The sequence below is a fragment of the Vreelandella arctica genome, assembly GCF_037070215.1.
GTDB classification, from domain to species: Bacteria; Pseudomonadota; Gammaproteobacteria; order Pseudomonadales; family Halomonadaceae; genus Vreelandella; species Vreelandella arctica.
In genome coordinates, this window is sequence record NZ_JBANSN010000001.1 from 273,177 (window position 1) to 291,077 (window position 17,901).

The window sequence follows — 17,901 nt, forward strand, 5'->3', positions numbered from 1 at the left end:
AGCAATCTTTATGCCTATTTTATAGGCAGCGCTTGAACCACGCCAAAGACTTGTTTGAGCAAGCCCTAATTGACGGTGCGGCCGCTTTAAGACCGGCGGTCGGCGAAAGTCCGACACACTAGCGAAGACGCATAACGCATGACGCTTCTTGCCCTGGGAATAAATCATCGTACCGCCAGCGTGGCCGTGCGTGAGCAGGTGGCTTTTTCGCCCGCGCAGCTTGACATTGCGTTGGCTGAATTGCGAAATCTGCCACAAATTAGTGAAGCGGCGGTGCTATCGACCTGCAACCGCACGGAGCTTTACTGTGTCACGGATGCGGCTGGCGAGCAGGCGGTACTCAATTGGCTCGGACGCTTTCATAACTTACGCGTCGATGAGCTGACCCGCTGTGCCTACCACTATCTAGACAACGATGCGGCGCGCCATTTAATGCGCGTAGCGGTTGGTCTGGATTCTATGGTGCTGGGCGAACCGCAGATTCTTGGCCAGTTGAAAGATGCCTATCAACAGGCGCGTGAGTCTAAAGGGTTGGGCGGTGAGCTTGAGCGCCTGTTCCAGCACACCTTTGCGGTGGCCAAACAGGTACGTACCGAAACAGGTATTGGCAAAAACCCTGTCTCAGTGGCCTACGCGGCGGTCAGTATGGCCAGCCGCATTTTTGATGATTTTAGCCGTTCACGCGCGTTACTCATTGGCGCTGGTGAAACCATCGAACTGGTCGCTCGGCATTTACACGAAGCCGGTGTTCGCCAGCTTACTGTCGCCAACCGCACCCGCGAACGTGCCGAGCTCGTGGCAGGGCCCTTGGGGGGGACGGCGATTACCCTGCAAGAGATTCCCGACGCCCTTGAGCATGCCGATATCGTCATCTCTTCCACCGCGGCCCCGCTGCCTATCCTCGGTAAAGGGATGGTGGAGCGGGCGCTCAAGAAGCGCCGCCATCGGCCGGTATTTATGGTCGATATCGCCGTGCCGCGTGATATCGAGCCCGAAGTAGGCGAGTTGGCCGATGTGTTCCTCTACACCGTCGACGATCTGGAAGAGGTGATTCAAGAGAATCGCCGTCATCGCCAGGTGGCTGCAGATCAAGCGGAATCGCTGATTGAGCACGGGGTGGGCAGTTGGCAGCATGCACGACGTATTCGCAACGGTGGTGAACTAATCCGTGATTATCGCCAGCATGGCGAAGCGCTGCGCGATCTTTCACGCGATCAAGCGTTAGAGCGGCTGGCGCGCGGTGAAGACCCTGCTAAAGTCATTGAGCGCTTGGCGCATCAGTTGACCAACCGCCTGCTGCACCAGCCGACTCAAGCCATACGTGATGCCGCCTCAGAGGAGCATCACGACTTGCTGAATGCCGCGCCGCGCCTACTGTTGCCTGCTAAGCCAGCCTTTGAAACCACGCCTGCGCCCCCGGTAAAACGCCAGAAGGATGATACGCCCGCATGAAAGAGACTTTGCGCCAACGCTTAGACAGCTTTACAGAACGTTTTGAAGAGCTGGCGATGCTGCTGTCTGATCCGGAAGTGATCAATAACCAGCAGCGCTTCCGCGACTACTCACGAGAATACTCCGAGTTAGAGGAGCTGGTGGCCGCGTGGCAGCGCTATCGTGACATCGAAACCAATATGCATGAAGCCGAGCAGCTTAGCCGCGACAGCGACGCTGACATGCGCGAATTGGCTGAGATGGAACTGAGCGAAGGGCGCGAGCGGTTAGAAGAATTAGATATCGAGCTTAAGCGTCTGCTGGTGCCGAAAGACCCTGACGATGGGCGTGGGGTGTTTTTAGAAGTACGCGCAGGAACCGGCGGCGACGAGGCTGCCATCTTTGCCGGTGATCTTTTCCGCATGTATTCGCGTTATGCGGAAAAGCGCGGTTGGCGGGTCGAAATCGTCAGCGCCAGCCACGGCGAGCAGGGCGGTTACAAAGAGATCATCTCCCGGGTGAAGGGCGATGGTGTTTACGCCCAGCTAAAGTTTGAATCCGGCGCCCACCGGGTTCAGCGCGTACCGGCGACCGAATCTCAGGGCCGTATTCACACGTCTGCCTGCACCGTCGCGGTCATGCCTGAGGTCGACGATGTCGGTGATATCGATATCAACTCAGCCGATTTGCGTGTGGATACCTACCGTTCCAGCGGTGCTGGTGGTCAGCACGTTAACACTACCGATTCCGCCATCCGCATTACTCACCTACCAACCGGCGTGGTAGTGGAATGCCAGGAAGAGCGCAGTCAGCATAAAAACCGTGCCAAAGCGATGTCGCTGCTGGCAGCCAAGCTCAAACGCAATGCGGTAGATTCCCAGCGTCAGGAGCAGGCCGATGCCCGTCGCTCGCTGGTAGGCTCGGGGGATCGCAGCGAACGCATCCGCACCTACAACTTTCCGCAAGGTCGCATCACCGATCACCGCATTAACCTGACCCTGTATAAACTGAATGAAGTGGTCAGTGGCGAGCAGTTGGACGATGTGATTAATCCGCTGATTCACGAGTATCAAGCGGAACAGCTTTCAGCCCTTCAGGACGTCTAATGTCGCTTGATGCGCTGTTGAAACAGGCGGCACAACGGTTACAGGCGGCGGGGTCTACCTCGCCGCGTGTGGATGCTGAAGTGCTGATGTGCCATGTGCTTGAGCGGGATCGTACCTGGCTGTACACCTGGGGCGATAAAATGTGTTCCTCCCAGGAGCATTCGCGCTTCGATGCACTCATCGACGCACGTGCCCAGGGCACGCCAGTGGCCTACCTAACCGGCGAGCGTGAATTTTGGGGGCTGCGTTTAGCGACCTCTCCCAATACGTTAATTCCCCGTCCCGATACTGAAACGTTAGTCGAGCTTGCGCTTAACCGGGCGACGCTGCCCACTGGCCGACTGCTTGACCTTGGAACCGGCACGGGCGCCATTGCGTTAGCATTTGCTAGCGAGCAGCCAGGCTGGCAAGTGCTCGGTGTAGACGTGCGTAACGAGGCGGTCGAGCTGGCAGCAAGCAATGCGCAAGACTTGTGTATTACCAACGCCCATTTTCTGCAGAGTGATTGGTTTAGCGCGCTGGAAAGCGATGCTGAGGCCGGTACGCTTTTCGATATTATCGTTAGTAACCCGCCTTATATTGCTGCCGATGACCCTCACCTTGCCGAAGGCGATGTGCGTTTTGAGCCTCGCTCGGCGCTGGTTGCAAACGCTGATGGCATGGCGGATTTGTTGCACTTGGTGCAGTCCGCTCGGCACTATTTGACAGCGTCCGGCTGGCTGCTTCTTGAACACGGTTATACACAGGCGGAAAAAGTACGCATGGCACTAAGCAGTGCTGGCTATCAGAACGTTGAAAGTGTTCGAGACCTGGGAGGGCATGAACGGGTTACCCTAGGGCGCCTAATAACAGCCACTTAAACTCAGCGGGTTAAATCGACAGCGCTAATGTCAACAACCGCTGCAAATCCTCAAGCGCTGATGTTGAGAGGCTATTTTAATAACTAACTGGTTGATTAGAATTTGTATATAAATGGTCTGATCACTCAGCGCCATTTAGTACAACCCTTAGCAAGGGGCTCGCATGAAGGACACTGGCATGAAACCTAAAAATAGAACGCTGGACCGTATCGATCTTAAAATCCTGCGCTGCTTGCAGGACAATGCGCGTATTTCGTATGTTGATTTGGCCTCGGAAGTAGGGTTATCCACAACCCCTTGTCTCGAGCGGGTTAAACGCTTGGAGAAAGCTGGCATTATCCGTGGCTATCAGGCAATCCTCGATCCGCGTGCCTTGAAGGCCAATTTACTAGTCTTTGTCGAAATCAGTTTAGAAACACAATCGCCCGCCGTATTTGATGAATTCCGCCGCGCGGTCGAGAAACTACCCCAGATTCAAGAGTGTCATCTTGTGTCAGGGCAGTTTGACTACATCTTAAAGTGCCGTATTCCCGAAATGTCGGCCTATCGCCAACTGTTGGGCGATGTAGTGTTAACGCTTCCTGGGGTGAAAGAATCAAAAAGCTATGTGGTAATGGAAGAAGTTAAAGAGAACTTCAATTTACACATTCCTGATTTTGAGGAATTTGAGGATAAATAAGCCGATGATGGATGATCAGGCACTGCTGCGCTATAGCCGTCAAATCATGCTGCCCGAAGTGGATATCGAGGGCCAAGAGCACCTGCTATCTGCTCACGCCGTGATTATTGGGGCAGGTGGCTTGGGCTCACCGGCGGCGCTTTATTTAGCGGCTGCCGGGGTAGGGCGAATCACCATCGCGGATGCCGATCACGTCGAACTTTCTAATCTTCAGCGCCAAATAGCGCATCAGCAGGCAAGTGTGGGATTAAATAAAGCCCACTCTGCCCAGGCCAGCATGCAAGCGCTTAATCCGCACTGCGATGTCGTGGCGTTAGACCAGCATGTAGAAGGCGCAGCGCTTGAGCGCTTAGTGGCTTCAGCGGGCGTGGTGCTGGACTGTACCGACCGTTTTTCAAGCCGTTATGCAGTCAATGCGGCGTCACAAAAGGCTGGAGTTCCATTGATTTCCGGCGCAGCCATTCGTTTTTCAGGCCAACTGGCCGTCTTTGACCCCTGCAAGGCTGAGTGCCCTTGCTACGCCTGCCTATATCCACCCGATGACAGTGGTGACGAAGCGCTTAGTTGCGCAGAGAGTGGGGTAATGGCGCCACTGGTAGGCTTGATTGGCTGCTTTCAAGCGGTTGAAGCATTTAAGCTGCTAAGCGGCGCAGGCACTGCCCACCAGGGGTTATCCACGTTTGATGGTTTGAGCGGCCAATGGCGACATTTTCAAGTTCGCCGTGATCCCGCTTGTCGCGTGTGTGCACAGTACCGTTAAGTCTATTGTTTATTATACAAACGTCTAAAATTACCCCGGAACGTTTCAGTTGTCTTGAGCTTCGCCGATACCTAATTGAATGACTTATAAATGAAAAAGGGATCACCGGATGAAGCACCTCTCTATTAAATGGAGTCTGACTGCCGCGTTAGCCTTGCTGGTGCTGATGATTGGGTTGATCAGCGGGCTTGGGTTCTATGCGAATCACAACAGCTCTCAAGCACTTGAGGAACTGACAGCCACCAACGTAAGACTCACCAACTTAGCCAACCGCACACAAGTGCACTCATTAAGAGCGCAAACCTTCTTAGACCGCTCGGCGAGTTTTAGCACGCAAGGCAACCCCGAAAAAGGGCAGGAAAGCCTTGCCATGGCGGTAGAGGCAGTCGCTGAAGCAGAGGCACGTTTTAATGAGTTTCGTGCTGTGCCAATCAACCCTGAAGGCACTTTGGCACCACATCGTGATGCCATTATCAGCGCTTATGAAGCCTTTGTGACAGAGGGTATTTCCCCATTGCTTGAGGCCGCTCCTTTTCAAATTCAGCGCCGCCAAGAAGAGCTGGGAGCTTTAAGCGCTGAGTTTGATGCAGCCATGAGTGGATTTATTGCCTATACCGAAGGACGCGGCGCTAGTGTCCTTCAACAGGTGAACCACTTAGCCACTGTGATTGGTGTCATTGCCATTACCCTGCTAGTAATTTCACTCCTGGCGGCGGTGGTGATTAGGTGGGCAATGATGCGTAGCGTTGTAAGGCCACTACGCGACGCCAGTGCGTATTTTGCTCGGATTGCCGATGGCGATCTAACAGGGCACATAGAGGATCGTGGCCGTAATGAAATTGGCCAGTTGTTCAGTGGCCTGGCGGCTATGCAGGAGAAGTTAAAACAGCTGGTAATAGCATTACGAGGCAGCAGCGAGCGAGTCTTCAGTGGTGCGGGTGATATTTCAGCGGGAAGTCACGATCTCTCTTCGCGAACCGAACAGCAGGCTTCAGCATTACAACAAACCGCTTCCAGCATGGAGGAGATGTCGACGACGGTGAGTAAAAATGCTGAAACGGCCCAAGAGGCTGATCAGCTTTCAGTCGCAGCGTCGCAGTCTGCGGAGTCAGGTGGTGAAGAGGTAGAGCGTACGGTGCAACTAATGCGTGAGATTGCCGCTAGCGCGAGCCAAGTCAACGATATTATCGGTGTGATTGATTCTATCGCCTTCCAAACCAATATTTTGGCGCTTAATGCCTCGGTTGAAGCGGCGCGTGCCGGGGAGCAAGGTCGCGGCTTTGCTGTGGTGGCCAGCGAGGTGCGTTCATTGGCGACGCGCAGTGCCGACTCAGCCAAAGAGATTCGTAGTTTGATTGAGCAAACCACCACGAAAATTAACGGTGGTGCCGAACAAGCGGAGCGCAGTGGGCAGACTATTCATCAAACAGTGGATGCAATTCGTCAAGTCACCACATTGATGGGTGAAATTTCGACCGCGACGCGAGAGCAGAATAGTGGCATTGAACAGATCAACGCAGCACTTACTGAAATGGACTCGGGAACCCAGCAAAATGCTGCTCTCGTTCAACAAACCAGCTCCGCCGCAAGCTCTTTAGAGAGACAGGCCCGCGAACTAGCCGGTTTGATGGCTACTTTCCGCATTGATGAGAGTGCCAGTAGCAATGGTGCGCTAATTCACCATCATGTTACGCAAGAGCAGGACACTAATCAGCACATTGAAGCAACGCCACACCGGCAAACAACGCAAAGCAAAAAGGCCACCGCTGACAAATGGGATGAATTCTAGGTCTTGGTTTAAGTAAAAGCCGCCGACAGTGAACGTTTACTATCGGCGGCTTTTTTTAGATGCTTGTCAGGTTTTATGCGCGGGCTGAAACGCGTAGACGGACATAATCGGCTGTCCAGTTTCCTTGCTCATCCCGTAGGCTGTGGCCTAAAAGCGTTAAGGTATTTTCCAGCACGGCCTCTCGCACATCTTCATCAAGCCCATGTAAAAATGGGCTGGCAAACGTTTCAAGCCATCCAATCATGCCCGTAGGCAAAGGAGTGGGGCGAGGAATTAGCTCAATGCTTTCTACTTTGAAGCCTACTGTTTCCAGTATACGGCCGTATTCATGTGTAGTAGGAAAGTACCAGGGATGGCGCCCGCGCGCGCTAATGCCCCGGAACTGCAGGGCGGCAATCAGCGCGGTGCAAATGGCGGCTACGTTGCCATGGCCACCAAACTCGGCCACAAACCGGCCCCCAGGTTTCAACGCCCGCTTAACCCCTGCCAAGACAGCCTGGGGATCAAGCATCCAGTGCAGCGCCGCGTTGCTAAACACTGCGTCAAATTCGTGATCAAAGGGCAACTGATGACCATCGACCACGCGCGCGGTAATGCCACGCTGTCGTGCTGCTTCCACCATCTCTTCTGAAGCATCAATCCCTAGTACATCGGCCCCTAATTGCACTAAGCGCTCTGTCAACGCGCCATCGCCACAGCCAAGATCCAAGATGCGTTCACCAGGTTGAGGCGCTAACAGTTTGACGACTTCGCTGCCTAGCTTAGGTACAAAATTAGCATTCTGGGCGTAGCCATTGGCGTTCCACTCTTGCCTGGGTGCGTTTGGAGAAATATTGGTCATGTCGGCTTCCTGGCGTCGTTATTATTCCATCAAGGGCAGTCATATTATGATAGCCAGCATAGTATAGCTTGCTGTTGCTTAACTTATTAGATAGATAACGAAAAACTAAAACAATTACATCGCGATATTTCTGTTGATTTAAAAATATGATCTATTTGAGTAATGTTACGTAGCGTTCTATCAATAAAAGCGACGAAATTGTTACGATAATAAAGTGCAAAAAAGCGAGAAAACCGTATTAATGAACTCATCAATGCCGAGTTACAACATTGCTTCTCCCGTCGGACTTATTGCCGATACTCACGGGTTGTTGCGTGATGAAGCACTTGTCCTGCTGCAGGGGTGCGAGCTAATTTTGCACTTGGGAGACGTGGGCAGCAAAGAAGAGGACAAAGCGATCTTGGAATACCTGAAAACTCTGGCGCCGGTTCACTGCGTGCTGGGCAATATCGACACGGCTGCATGGGCGGGGAGCTTGCCAGTGCATCAGGATATTATGGTTAATGACCATCATCTGCACCTTGTTCATCGTTTAGCGGATTTTGACCCATCGACTCCTTGCGATGCCGTTCTGCACGGCCATTCTCACAAATCTCGCAACGAAACCCAGTCAGGAAAGTTGCTCTTTAATCCAGGTGCAGCGGGAAAGCGTCGGTTTAAGCTTCCCATTACGTTAGGCAAATTATGGATTGATCAACGCGGTATACGCGGGGCGATAATACATTTGTTGTAATTTGTTCTGTCGCGTTGCTCTCCAGAGATTGCCATTGGCTTCAAGAAGAGGCCAGTAAAAGGCAAGACCAAGGCTCTCCTGCTACGCTTTTCCTTGATGGGTTGCCCTACGGGCCATGTCTTGGAGCAGAAGGGGAGTGTTTGGTGAGCGCCAAGGAACAGTCTGCAACAAAGGGGACACGACTTATTACGCCTGTCGCGTCGTTACAGGTCATGACGCTCAATGTGCACAAGGGATTCAATGTATTTAATCGACGTCATATCCTGCCGGAGCTGCGTGAGGCGGTAACGACCCTATCCGCAGACTTAGTCTTTCTCCAGGAAGTGATAGGCGAGCACCAAAAACATGCGGTTCGCTTTCATGACTGGCCCAGCGTGCCCCAGTACGAATACCTCGCTGACACGTTATGGCCAGATTTTGCCTATGGTCGTAACGCTGTTTACCCTCATGGCGACCATGGCAACGCGCTGTTATCCCACTACCCGATACTGCAGTACGACAATAAGGATGTCTCCATTCGGGACACCGAAAAACGTGGCCTGCTCCATTGCCAACTGGATGTGCCCGGCCACAGTGGGGTGCATGCCGTTTGCGTTCATCTCGGGTTACGGCAGGGACATCGCCTAGCGCAAATGAAGCTACTGTGTGAACTGCTCGACACCTTGCCGGATGACGAGCCGGTTATTGTCGCGGGAGACTTCAATGACTGGCGGCGTCAGGCAGACCATGTGCTGACGGAATGTGGGCTGTTTGAAGCATTCGTGCACCATTATGGTCACCCAGCGAAGTCGTTTCCGGCGCGCTGGCCGCTATTGTGCCTTGATCGTATCTATGTGCGTAACGTTTCAGTGCGTAATCCCCGCGCATTGTCTCGAAAACCCTGGACTCACCTGTCTGATCACGTACCCCTCATTGCCGAGATATGCTTGTGAATTTCCAATGGACGGAGAGTAACGAAGCTGAATTGCTAATCAATGGAAGTCAGTATTTTAATAGCGTATTTGACTGCATTCGTTCGGCTCGCGAAGAAGTATTAATTGAAACCTTCATCATTTTCAATGATGAAGTAGGACAGGAGCTTAAGGAAGCTCTACTTGACGCTGCCGCTAGGCAGGTACGTATTGACGTCACGGTAGACGGCTATGGGACAGCGGATCTGGACAACGACTACATAACAGAGCTGATAGACGCTGGCATTCACCTGCATGTTTATGACCCCAAACCGCGCTTGTTCGGTATGCGTACTAACCTGTTTCGCCGTCTTCACCGAAAGATCGTCGTGGTGGATGGCGATGTGGCTTTTATCGGTGGTATCAACTTCGGCGCCGATCACCTGCCCGACAAATATGTCATGGGCAAGCAAGATTATGGCTTGCGAGTGCGGGGCCCGATTGTAATGGACATTCGTGATGCGGCTGGAGCGCTACTGGTAGAGCATCAAGCGGTACAGGGACTGCCGCAGATTCGGGCATTGCCTTCCCCCGCTGGCAGCGCCGCTATACGTCTGGCTATTCGTGATAACAGCCTTCACCGTAATGATATCGAAGAGCATTATCTCCAGGCTTTTCGTTCGGCAAAGTCACATCTAGTCATTGCTAATGCCTACTTCTTTCCCAGTTATCGTCTTTTTCATGAATTGCGAAACGCGGCGCGACGGGGCGTTAACGTCACGCTGATCTTGCAGGGTCGTCCCGATATGCCCTGGGCTAGAATGTTCTCCAGCTCGCTTTACAGCTATATGTTGCAGCAGGGCATTAGCATTTTCGAGTATACCGAGCACCCTTTACACGGAAAGATCGCGATTGTTGATCATGAATGGTCAACGGTGGGGTCAAGCAATCTCGATCCACTCAGCCTGTCACTGAACCTGGAAGCCAATCTGTTCGTTTGCGACGCTGGGCTCAACCAACAGATCCATAAACACCTATCTGAGCTTATCGAGAGCAATTGTAAAAGGATAACAACCGAAGTCGCGGAAAAAGGCCGCTGGTGGCGGGCGCCGCTTATGTTCGTGAGTTTTCATTTCCTGCGTCATTTTCCCAGGCGAATGGGATGGTTACCCGCTCATGTGGCTCGGATGGAAACGTTGGCGCCCAGGTCTCGGAAGCACAAACACAAGCGTGCAGAGGAGTGAGCCGGATGCAGTCAAACAGCAAAAAAGCGAGCGCTAAACTGCGCAATGCCTGGGGGCGTTGGCTGAAGCATGGCGTCACTTTGCTGCTCTTTATGGTGGTCGCGATCTTATTATTTTCACTGGTCCGGAACATGGACTGGCAGGCCGTCATCGAAACGCTGCGCGGCTATAGTCCTGCCCTGGTCATGATGGGGCTTGGTATTACTGCCACAAGCTTTGCCGTCTTCAGCAGTTATGATCTGCTCGGCAAGTTTTATACCGGTCATGAGCTGCCGATCAAGGAGGTGCTGCCGTTAGCCTTCGTATGCTACGCCTTTAACCTCAACCTGGGCGCCTGGGTTGGCGGCATTGCCTTGCGCTATCGGCTATACACAAAGTTTGGCTTGAAAGTGGCGACCGTGACGCGTGTGCTGAGTGTGAGCTTAACCACCAATTGGCTGGGCTATATGCTGCTTGCCGGAACGCTATTTACGCTTAGGCTGATTGAGTTGCCTGCGCACTGGCAAGTTGGCACGCTAGGGTTGCAGTTTATTGGGGCGGGTTTATTGCTTGTTTGCCTTTTCTATCTGTCAGCGTGTCGTTATTCACGGCGACGCACCTGGCTATGGCGGGGTCATGAAATCGTTCTCCCTTCGCTACGACTAGCTCTGCTCCAAATGTTGTTAGGCGCAGCTAATTGGTCCTTGATGGCCGCGCTTGTCTACCTACTGCTACCCCAGGGCGTTTTCTATCCTACTATTCTCGGTATTCTTCTTGTCAGCAGTATTGCGGGGGTGGTGACCCATATTCCCGCAGGCCTGGGTGTGCTTGAAGCTGTGTTCATCGCTTTGTTGCAACATCAAGTGTCAACGAGCGAGATTATTGCTGCTTTGATCGGCTATCGCGCGCTCTATTTTTTGTTCCCGCTGGGGCTGGCGTGCATGGTGTATCTACTGCTGGAGCGCTGGAGCAAGAAACAACAAAGAGAATCAGAGTCACGACACTAAAAAGAGGGCGCTTAAAAGGTAGCTATGGTGCAACCATCGGCAGAAGAGCGATTGGCATTCGATGCTGGCAAAAACTGGTGAGGTTTTGGCATAGCCGATAGGATAAGGGAGTTATGCTAGGTGGTTTTAGCGCTTACTAGCGACAGCCAATATGCCAAGACGAGGTACCATGAACGACGTTATTGAGTTACTTAAATCCCACCGTTCGATCCGTAAATTCAGCGACCGCCAGATCCCACGGGAATTGCTCATTGAGCTTATCAAGGCCGGGCAGGGCGCTGCTACGTCCAGCCATGTTCAAGCATATACCGTTATCCATGTTAAAAATCAGGCTAATCGCGAACAGATTGCGGAACTGGCGGGAGGGCAAGGATACATTGCGACCTGTGCCGACTTTTTAGTGTTTTGCGCCGATATGAAACGGCCTACTGAGGCATCTGAGAAGACGGGTGCGAACGTAGTGCGCGGCATGACTGAACAACTGTTAGTAGCGACGGTAGATACGGCGCTGATGGCGCAAAACGTTGCAGTGGCGGCTGAATCTGAAGGGTTGGGTATCTGCTATATCGGCGGCATACGTAATAATCCCCAAGCAATTAGTGATCTATTACGCCTACCTGAGCATGTTTATCCCGTGTTTGGTATGTGTCTTGGCTACCCGGACCATGATCCTGAAGTAAAACCGCGCCTACCAGTGGAAGCGGTTCTAAAAGAAGACTACTACACTGAAGACGGTGAGCAGGTGAAACGCTTTGATGCCACTATGCAGGCTTACTATCAAGCGCGTAGCAGCAGTAATAAAAATACCGATTGGTCGCATAATCTCAAGCCACTTTTCGATACCAAGCTGCGCCCGCATATGCGTGACTTCTTGATCAAGCGTGGCTTTGAAATGAAGTAGCCTTGAAATGAAATAGCTTGGAAAAGAAATGGCTTTGAAATGAACAGTATTGCAATGAATAAATAAGCGCAGCACTTTTTATTAGGATTTAGGAGAAGAGAAAGCTCAACAGTTTATTTGATGATCTCTTTTCCTCGTTTTCAGGAGCTCCACCGCATGCGCGTATTTGCTAACCCCGTCGGTTCCGGCTCTCTTTGGTTCGACAATCTTACGACGGCTGACGGTGTCCCCGTCGCCTATGATCCCCAGGCCCGGGCTTTTGTGCCTATGCCGCCGTTCTGTATTAATCGAGACATCATCGGTTGTAATTGGATAGCCCCCGAACAAGGCGCTTTTTGCCGCTCTTGTGCGATGACTGCGCTGGCGCCCGATCCCAGCCTTCCTAACGCGATTCCGAACTGGGCCCAAACCGAAGCGGCGAAGCGCTGGGTGCTGGATAACCTGGGCCGCTGGCACTGGTTCCGCCCCGAAGACCCAGGCGCGCCGCCGGTTTTTCATCTTCTAGCGGAAGGCAAAAAGCCCGTGCCCATGGGGCACATTGAAGGTGTCGTCACCATCAGCGTGGCCGAGGTAGATCCTGTTCTGGTGACAACACGGCGTGAGGCGTTAGAAGAGCCTTACCGCACCATGATTGGCCACATGCGCCATGAAATATCGCATATGCTTTGGTGGCGGCTTAGCCTGCGCGAAGATTTTCTTGCTGCTTTCCGGGAAATGTTTGGTGACGAGCGCCAGGATTACACCGCTGCGCTCCAACGTCACTATCAAAACGGACCGCCCCCTGATTGGAAAGAGCATTATTTAACCACTTACGCATCTGCACACCCCCATGAGGATTGGGCCGAGACGGCCGCGCATTTGCTGCATTTAACCGATATCGCCGATAGCTTTGCAGCATCCAATCTCTCTTCACCAGAGCTGCCCAGTCATCAGTGGGAGCCATATGCGGAGCCAGATGCCGATCGCTTGATTTACGTGGCAGCGGCGCTCACCGTGGGCGTTAATCATGTTAACCGCTCTATGGGCTTGCCGGACCTCTATCCCTTTGTGCTTTCTGAGAACGCTCGTCGCAAGCTGGCGTTTGTGCATGATTGGCTGCGTCGGGGCGCCCAGGGGCTTTAATATAAACTTAAATTAAGTCGTTGACGCGGCGTGGCGTGTAGAACTCACAACATTGCCTATACTGCATAAAGTATGACGAGAACCATAGCCGATAAAAACAAAGGCCGGTACACCACTTATGACACCGGCCATTAAGCATGGAGATTGACTGATGAATCTAGACCGCGCTTACCGCCTATTAGCAGCTTTCTACACAGTGATACTTATCATCGGTGTCATCGCCTTATTAGCAGGTGGCGGTACACTGCTCTCTCCCGTGTATTTGCTGGTGGGCGCATTAGCAGTAATTGGGCTGTGGGGGTACACCCTGAAGCGGCGGTTTATGAACCCGCGTATGTGGAGGCCGTTGGCGGGAATACTAGCGGTGGGTATTGTGATTCAGTTAGTCGTAATGCTCACCACACCTTTATCGAGCGTTTTATTAACCTGGATGCTTACCAGCAGTATTTTTTCCGTCATGTTGGTAATTATGCTTTTCCACTACGGGGATCGCGATCAACCTCTATGGGCGACTGAAGAAGAACACACGGCTGCCCAGCAGCTTGATGCCTTACTAACGAGTAACTCTTCCCTAACCGCTGTTACCAGTGATGGTGCTCGAGAAAATAGCGTTAAAGTGACAAAATCTAACAGTGGCTATCAAGCGAGCGTGACGCGGCGTTCGCAAGAAGGTCAAGAGCGCTTTGTAGAGCGCTTTCGATATCCCGAAACGCTAGTATTTTTCTTGGAGAAATTTACCAGCGTTACGGTTAATGATTTTAAGCGTTCGAACACTTTGGATGATCGTGGGAGCTCAACCGCCGAAGCCTAGGCTCTATGTTTATAACAGGCCTTTTTGTTTAAATGGTAAGAGAAATGCTGGCTTCTTGGGCCAGCATTTCTTCTAACTGAGGGGCGAGAGTTTGTTGTATGTGCAGATATAAGGGTAGTAACGTTTTCTTTAAACCACTTTCTGCTTTTTGCTTATCTATGTAGTAGGCGCTTCTTCTGCCATGAAAGTTAATGGTTTCTCCTACCTTGGTGAAGTGAAACCCTGTTAGCGCGAGAAGGCGAGGCAGGCTAGGTTCCATCATGGCAAACACCTGTATTTTACCTAGCTGCTTTCCTAATGAATAACCTGTAATGAATAGCCCGCTTGCTAGTAATGGGAATAGCTGCCTTTCCTCTAGGGAAAAACAGGTAATAGCGCTTGTGTTTGTTAACATGTTTTTTTCTTTTGCTTTTGTTCTGAATAGAGGGTTAACGGCAAGGCGAGAAATTTCATAGTAACTATTGATAGCCAGCTTTTCAGGATGGAATTCCGGATGTGTTAGGCTCTGACTGCCATATGCCTGTAAAGGAAGCTGGTTTAGCGGCTGAGGGCTAGAAGGCTTTGGAATGACGATTCGCACACATCCGGCCACCAGGCCGGTTCTGCAATGCTCAATCAAGCAATGAATAGAATTTTGATCATGAATATCATATTCGAGCTTGTTGTAAGGGTCAGTCGGTTCTTCATATTGCAGCTCTTCGCAGTAAACCTCATGCCTTAAACGGTAAACTTTATGCTTTTCCTGCTCAGTGATACACAGTTTAAATTTAAATTCTTGAATAAACCTTTCCAGTAATGCTGAAGGTGCTTCCCTATTTGTTGCTATACGAGGTGAAGACATCACGCGCTATCCTTTTCAGTCCAAGAATGAAATTTAAACTGCTTCTATTATAAGTAACTGATTCCAAAAAATTCTTCGGTAAGTTTGGTGGGCTTACCTAAATGGTACCCTTGCCCATATGTTATTCCATAGCCTTTTAATATGGGCAACAATGCTTCTTGGTCAACGAACTCAGCAATAGTTTGCTTACCAAAGCCTTTGGCTATATCCGCTATAGCGCGAACGATAACGCGGCTGTCGGGGCTAATTAACAAACTGCGAATAAAAGAGCCGTCTATCTTAATGTAATCAACGGGTAGCTGCCCAAGGTAGTGAAAGCTACTAAAACCAACACCAAAATCATCCAGAGCGGTGCGGCACCCTAGGCTGCGCACGGCTTTTAATACACCACGTGCAGCAGAAAAATCGGTAACCGCTGCGGTCTCTGTCACTTCCAATATTAAATGGTGAGGGTCAGCGCCGCTGGCGGTTATTTCCTCGGCTAAATATTGCTTTAGCCCCTCATCATGCAAGGACTGGCCGGAAAGGTTAACTGCAAACGTAATGCCTCGATCTTGAAGTTGGCTGAGGGCTTTTAAGCTGTGCCGCACTACCCAACGATCAATCAACACGATTTGACCGCTCTGTTCGGCGATAGGAATAAAGTGTGCGGGAGAAACTAAGCTGCCATCTGCGTTGCGCATTCGCAGCAGTACTTCGTAATGTTTTATGTCTTGATCTTCTAGCCTAATGATAGGTTGAACCATTAGCTCAAAGCTGTCTTCTTCCAGCGCACTGCGTATCCGCTCAACCCAGTAAACGCGATCCTGCAGCTCATCTTTGGCATTTTCAGCTTTAGAAAGAAGGTGCCAGTGCTGAAGGCCACTCTCCTTCGCTTTGTACATAGCCACATCGGCGCTCGCCATTAGATCGGCAGGCGTATTGCCATGGGTGGGAAACAGCGCAATACCAATACTCGCCGTGACCCGATGCCGCCGCTCTCCGACTACAAAGCCGATACCGTCTAGCAGCTGAACGATATATTGCGCGACGGTTACTGCTTGGTCGGCATTGGTATCTTCGAGTAGCAGCGAAAATTCGTCTCCCCCTAAGCGGGCGATGACGCCACGGCGGCCTAGCTTATGGAACAGTGTATCGGCCACTTCACGCAATAGTTTGTCGCCCACGTGGTGGCCGCTTAGCTCGTTAACCTCCTTGAACTGATCTAAGTCCAGCAGCAGTACCGCCCCTTTTGCAGTGGCAGAGCGCTCAATGGCGATTTGCAGCGCATGTTGGAAGTAGCGCCGGTTGTATAGCTCGGTCAGCGGGTCTCGCTCGGCAAGCCAGGTTAGCCGCGCTTCGGCGGCCTTGCGTTCAGTGATATCAAGGCCAACGGAAATACGCGATACCGGTTCCTCATTACCTGTATGCAAAGGCGCATGATACCAAGCGATAGTGTGGAGATGATGATCGGGGGTGCGCAGTGTTTTCTCTTCTTGTTGAGGAAGATCAACGGTATTTGCTGTGGTAAAGACGCCAGCCTCGAAGACATCTACAAAATTGCGCCCAAGCAGGGAAGCCCCTGTTATTCCCAACATCAATTGAGTGTACTCATTGACGAGGCTGATGCGTCCTGCGCTGTCTTGGGCAACGATAAATACTTGGGCTGTATCCAGTAAGCTATTGACGAAATCACGCTCTTGGGCCAGTTCATCAATACGCTCAGCTAATTGGCTACCGCGCTCTTGTACTTCGCTTTCCAACCTTTCGAGTTGATGAGAAAGCTCAAGCGTGGTGACTTCGAGTATATCTATCTCGTCTGCAATGCGATGGCGATGATTGGGAAGGGCGGAGCGTATATCGCTAAATTGCCCACTCGCCAGTATGGGTAGCAAGCCAGCGACTCTACGCAGCCGTGCCATAGGGCCAAGCAGTATGACGAGCAGGAGTAATTCAGCGGCAATCCAGCCAAGCACACCAACGAACAATAGGGTGCGTGTATCGTTATTGATGGCATTAATTTGGCTGGTAATATCCGATATCAGCAGGAAGTAACCATTATCGTTGCGCTCACTGCTCTCCACCATGCGTGCGGCGCTAAGCTCCAAATGCCTGCCAGTATGCTCAAAGTGTAACGGTGCCTCTATCAAACGCTCCACTGGCGCGGTTTCTGCTGCTCGCTGCAACGGTGCTAGGCTTTGTTCTTCACTGGTCAGTGCGAGCAGATACCCATTCCATGCCTTCAGTTGTCGTTGAGCCATTACATTACGGCCTTCACTGTCTTCAATAGCGCCTTTGACCAGTAACGCGATTTCGCTGCCAGAGACTTCTTTCGCCTGCCGAGTGACATCCGCTAATGAGCGGGACAGCACGACCATGCCGACACTTTCGCCATCTACCAGTACCGGCACTGCAGCAAATTGTTGGCAACTAGCGGCACAGCGAAGCGTGGTTAGTGGCCGTTCGGTATTCATGACTCGTTGCACCCAACTGAGTATGGGTAGCTGCGCTTCTGAATTGCCGGAGCCCCATGTGCCTAAGACTTGGCCACGCGTATTAATGATTAGGATTTCATCGATTCCCGCCTCAAGCTGGAGTGCAGGCCACTGGGAATCCAGCGCTTGCTCCACCTCAATAGTATTACCTGCTTGTAAAGGTGGGCCTAAGCTTGCTGAAGCAGCGGTCAATCCGGCTAATTGACGTAAATTCTCGGAGGAACGCGTTAACGCTAAATGAATTTCACGCTGTTGACGTTCATGGTGTTGGCTTCGGCTTTCCTGAAACTGGCGGGTGAGATTTTCGTGGCCCAGCCAAGTAAATAGGCTAACTAATACTAAAAGCAGTAAGCTACTCAACGCGATAACACGCCAAGTCAGGCTAAGGCGCTGAGGGGTTCGAAAAAGGGCGGGTGTTTTCATCGCGATAGCA

General features: G+C 51.8%; 16 protein-coding genes. 13 read left to right on the forward strand and 3 right to left on the reverse strand.

Features of this window, described 5'->3' with window-relative positions; genetic code table 11:
• Window positions 1-138: 138 nt before the first annotated feature.
• The 6 genes from hemA (at window position 139) to V8L70_RS01260 (ending at window position 6,625) form a co-directional block, all read left to right on the forward strand.
• Window positions 139-1,452: a glutamyl-tRNA reductase gene (gene hemA / locus V8L70_RS01235; protein ID WP_336268563.1), complete on the forward strand. Its 1,314-nt coding sequence runs from the start codon at window positions 139-141 to the stop codon at window positions 1,450-1,452.
• Window positions 1,449-2,537: a peptide chain release factor 1 gene (prfA, locus tag V8L70_RS01240; RefSeq protein ID WP_008957335.1), complete on the forward strand. Its 1,089-nt coding sequence runs from the start codon at window positions 1,449-1,451 to the stop codon at window positions 2,535-2,537. The genes hemA and prfA overlap by 4 nt, the downstream gene beginning before the upstream one ends.
• On the forward strand, window positions 2,537-3,397 hold the full coding sequence (prmC, locus tag V8L70_RS01245; protein ID WP_336268565.1) for a peptide chain release factor N(5)-glutamine methyltransferase: 861 nt from the start codon (window positions 2,537-2,539) through the stop codon (window positions 3,395-3,397). Before prfA ends, prmC begins: the two co-directional genes overlap by 1 nt.
• A gap of 178 nt (window positions 3,398-3,575) precedes the next feature.
• Window positions 3,576-4,076, forward strand: coding sequence for an Lrp/AsnC ligand binding domain-containing protein (locus V8L70_RS01250; RefSeq protein ID WP_336268596.1), 501 nt, complete (start codon window positions 3,576-3,578; stop codon window positions 4,074-4,076).
• 4 nt (window positions 4,077-4,080) lie between these two features.
• Window positions 4,081-4,836 (forward strand): HesA/MoeB/ThiF family protein, encoded by a 756-nt coding sequence (locus V8L70_RS01255; protein ID WP_336268566.1) that lies wholly within the window; start codon window positions 4,081-4,083, stop codon window positions 4,834-4,836.
• A 109-nt stretch (window positions 4,837-4,945) separates the two neighbouring features.
• Window positions 4,946-6,625, forward strand: coding sequence for a methyl-accepting chemotaxis protein (locus V8L70_RS01260; RefSeq protein ID WP_336268567.1), 1,680 nt, complete (start codon window positions 4,946-4,948; stop codon window positions 6,623-6,625).
• Between the two features lie 73 nt (window positions 6,626-6,698).
• Here the strand turns inward: V8L70_RS01260 and V8L70_RS01265 are convergent, their stop codons facing one another.
• On the reverse strand, window positions 6,699-7,466 hold the full coding sequence (locus tag V8L70_RS01265; protein ID WP_176301955.1) for a class I SAM-dependent methyltransferase: 768 nt from the start codon (window positions 7,464-7,466) through the stop codon (window positions 6,699-6,701).
• A 253-nt stretch (window positions 7,467-7,719) separates the two neighbouring features.
• Here V8L70_RS01265 and V8L70_RS01270 point away from each other — a divergent pair, with 253 nt between their 5' ends.
• The 7 genes from V8L70_RS01270 to V8L70_RS01300 all read left to right on the forward strand — a co-directional run bounded on the left by V8L70_RS01270 (window position 7,720) and on the right by V8L70_RS01300 (window position 14,153).
• Complete coding sequence (locus tag V8L70_RS01270) at window positions 7,720-8,199, forward strand: metallophosphoesterase family protein (RefSeq protein ID WP_336268597.1); 480 nt, start codon at window positions 7,720-7,722, stop codon at window positions 8,197-8,199.
• A 143-nt stretch (window positions 8,200-8,342) separates the two neighbouring features.
• Window positions 8,343-9,131 (forward strand): endonuclease/exonuclease/phosphatase family protein, encoded by a 789-nt coding sequence (locus V8L70_RS01275; protein ID WP_348534231.1) that lies wholly within the window; start codon window positions 8,343-8,345, stop codon window positions 9,129-9,131.
• Window positions 9,122-10,333, forward strand: a complete 1,212-nt coding sequence (gene clsB, locus V8L70_RS01280) for a cardiolipin synthase ClsB (protein ID WP_176301956.1) — start codon at window positions 9,122-9,124, stop codon at window positions 10,331-10,333. The genes V8L70_RS01275 and clsB overlap by 10 nt, the downstream gene beginning before the upstream one ends.
• Window positions 10,334-10,338: 5 nt before the next feature.
• A complete protein-coding gene (locus V8L70_RS01285; RefSeq protein WP_336268568.1) occupies window positions 10,339-11,319 on the forward strand; it encodes a lysylphosphatidylglycerol synthase domain-containing protein in 981 nt (326 codons plus the stop codon).
• Window positions 11,320-11,488: 169 nt separating this feature from the next.
• Window positions 11,489-12,220, forward strand: coding sequence for an oxygen-insensitive NADPH nitroreductase (gene nfsA, locus V8L70_RS01290; protein ID WP_176301958.1), 732 nt, complete (start codon window positions 11,489-11,491; stop codon window positions 12,218-12,220).
• A gap of 156 nt (window positions 12,221-12,376) precedes the next feature.
• Window positions 12,377-13,342, forward strand: coding sequence for a zinc-binding metallopeptidase family protein (locus V8L70_RS01295; protein WP_336268570.1), 966 nt, complete (start codon window positions 12,377-12,379; stop codon window positions 13,340-13,342).
• 151 nt (window positions 13,343-13,493) lie between these two features.
• The gene (locus tag V8L70_RS01300; RefSeq protein WP_336268571.1) at window positions 13,494-14,153 is read left to right on the forward strand and encodes a hypothetical protein; all 660 of its coding nucleotides are present in this window, start codon (window positions 13,494-13,496) and stop codon (window positions 14,151-14,153) included.
• A 28-nt stretch (window positions 14,154-14,181) separates the two neighbouring features.
• On the opposite strand, the gene V8L70_RS01305 is transcribed toward V8L70_RS01300, so the two are convergent.
• Together V8L70_RS01305 and V8L70_RS01310 are read right to left on the reverse strand one after the other, a co-directional pair.
• Window positions 14,182-14,994 (reverse strand): PEP-CTERM/exosortase system-associated acyltransferase, encoded by an 813-nt coding sequence (locus tag V8L70_RS01305; RefSeq protein WP_336268572.1) that lies wholly within the window; start codon window positions 14,992-14,994, stop codon window positions 14,182-14,184.
• Between the two features lie 47 nt (window positions 14,995-15,041).
• Window positions 15,042-17,891 (reverse strand): bifunctional diguanylate cyclase/phosphodiesterase, encoded by a 2,850-nt coding sequence (locus V8L70_RS01310; RefSeq protein WP_336268574.1) that lies wholly within the window; start codon window positions 17,889-17,891, stop codon window positions 15,042-15,044.
• Window positions 17,892-17,901: the final 10 nt, after the last annotated feature.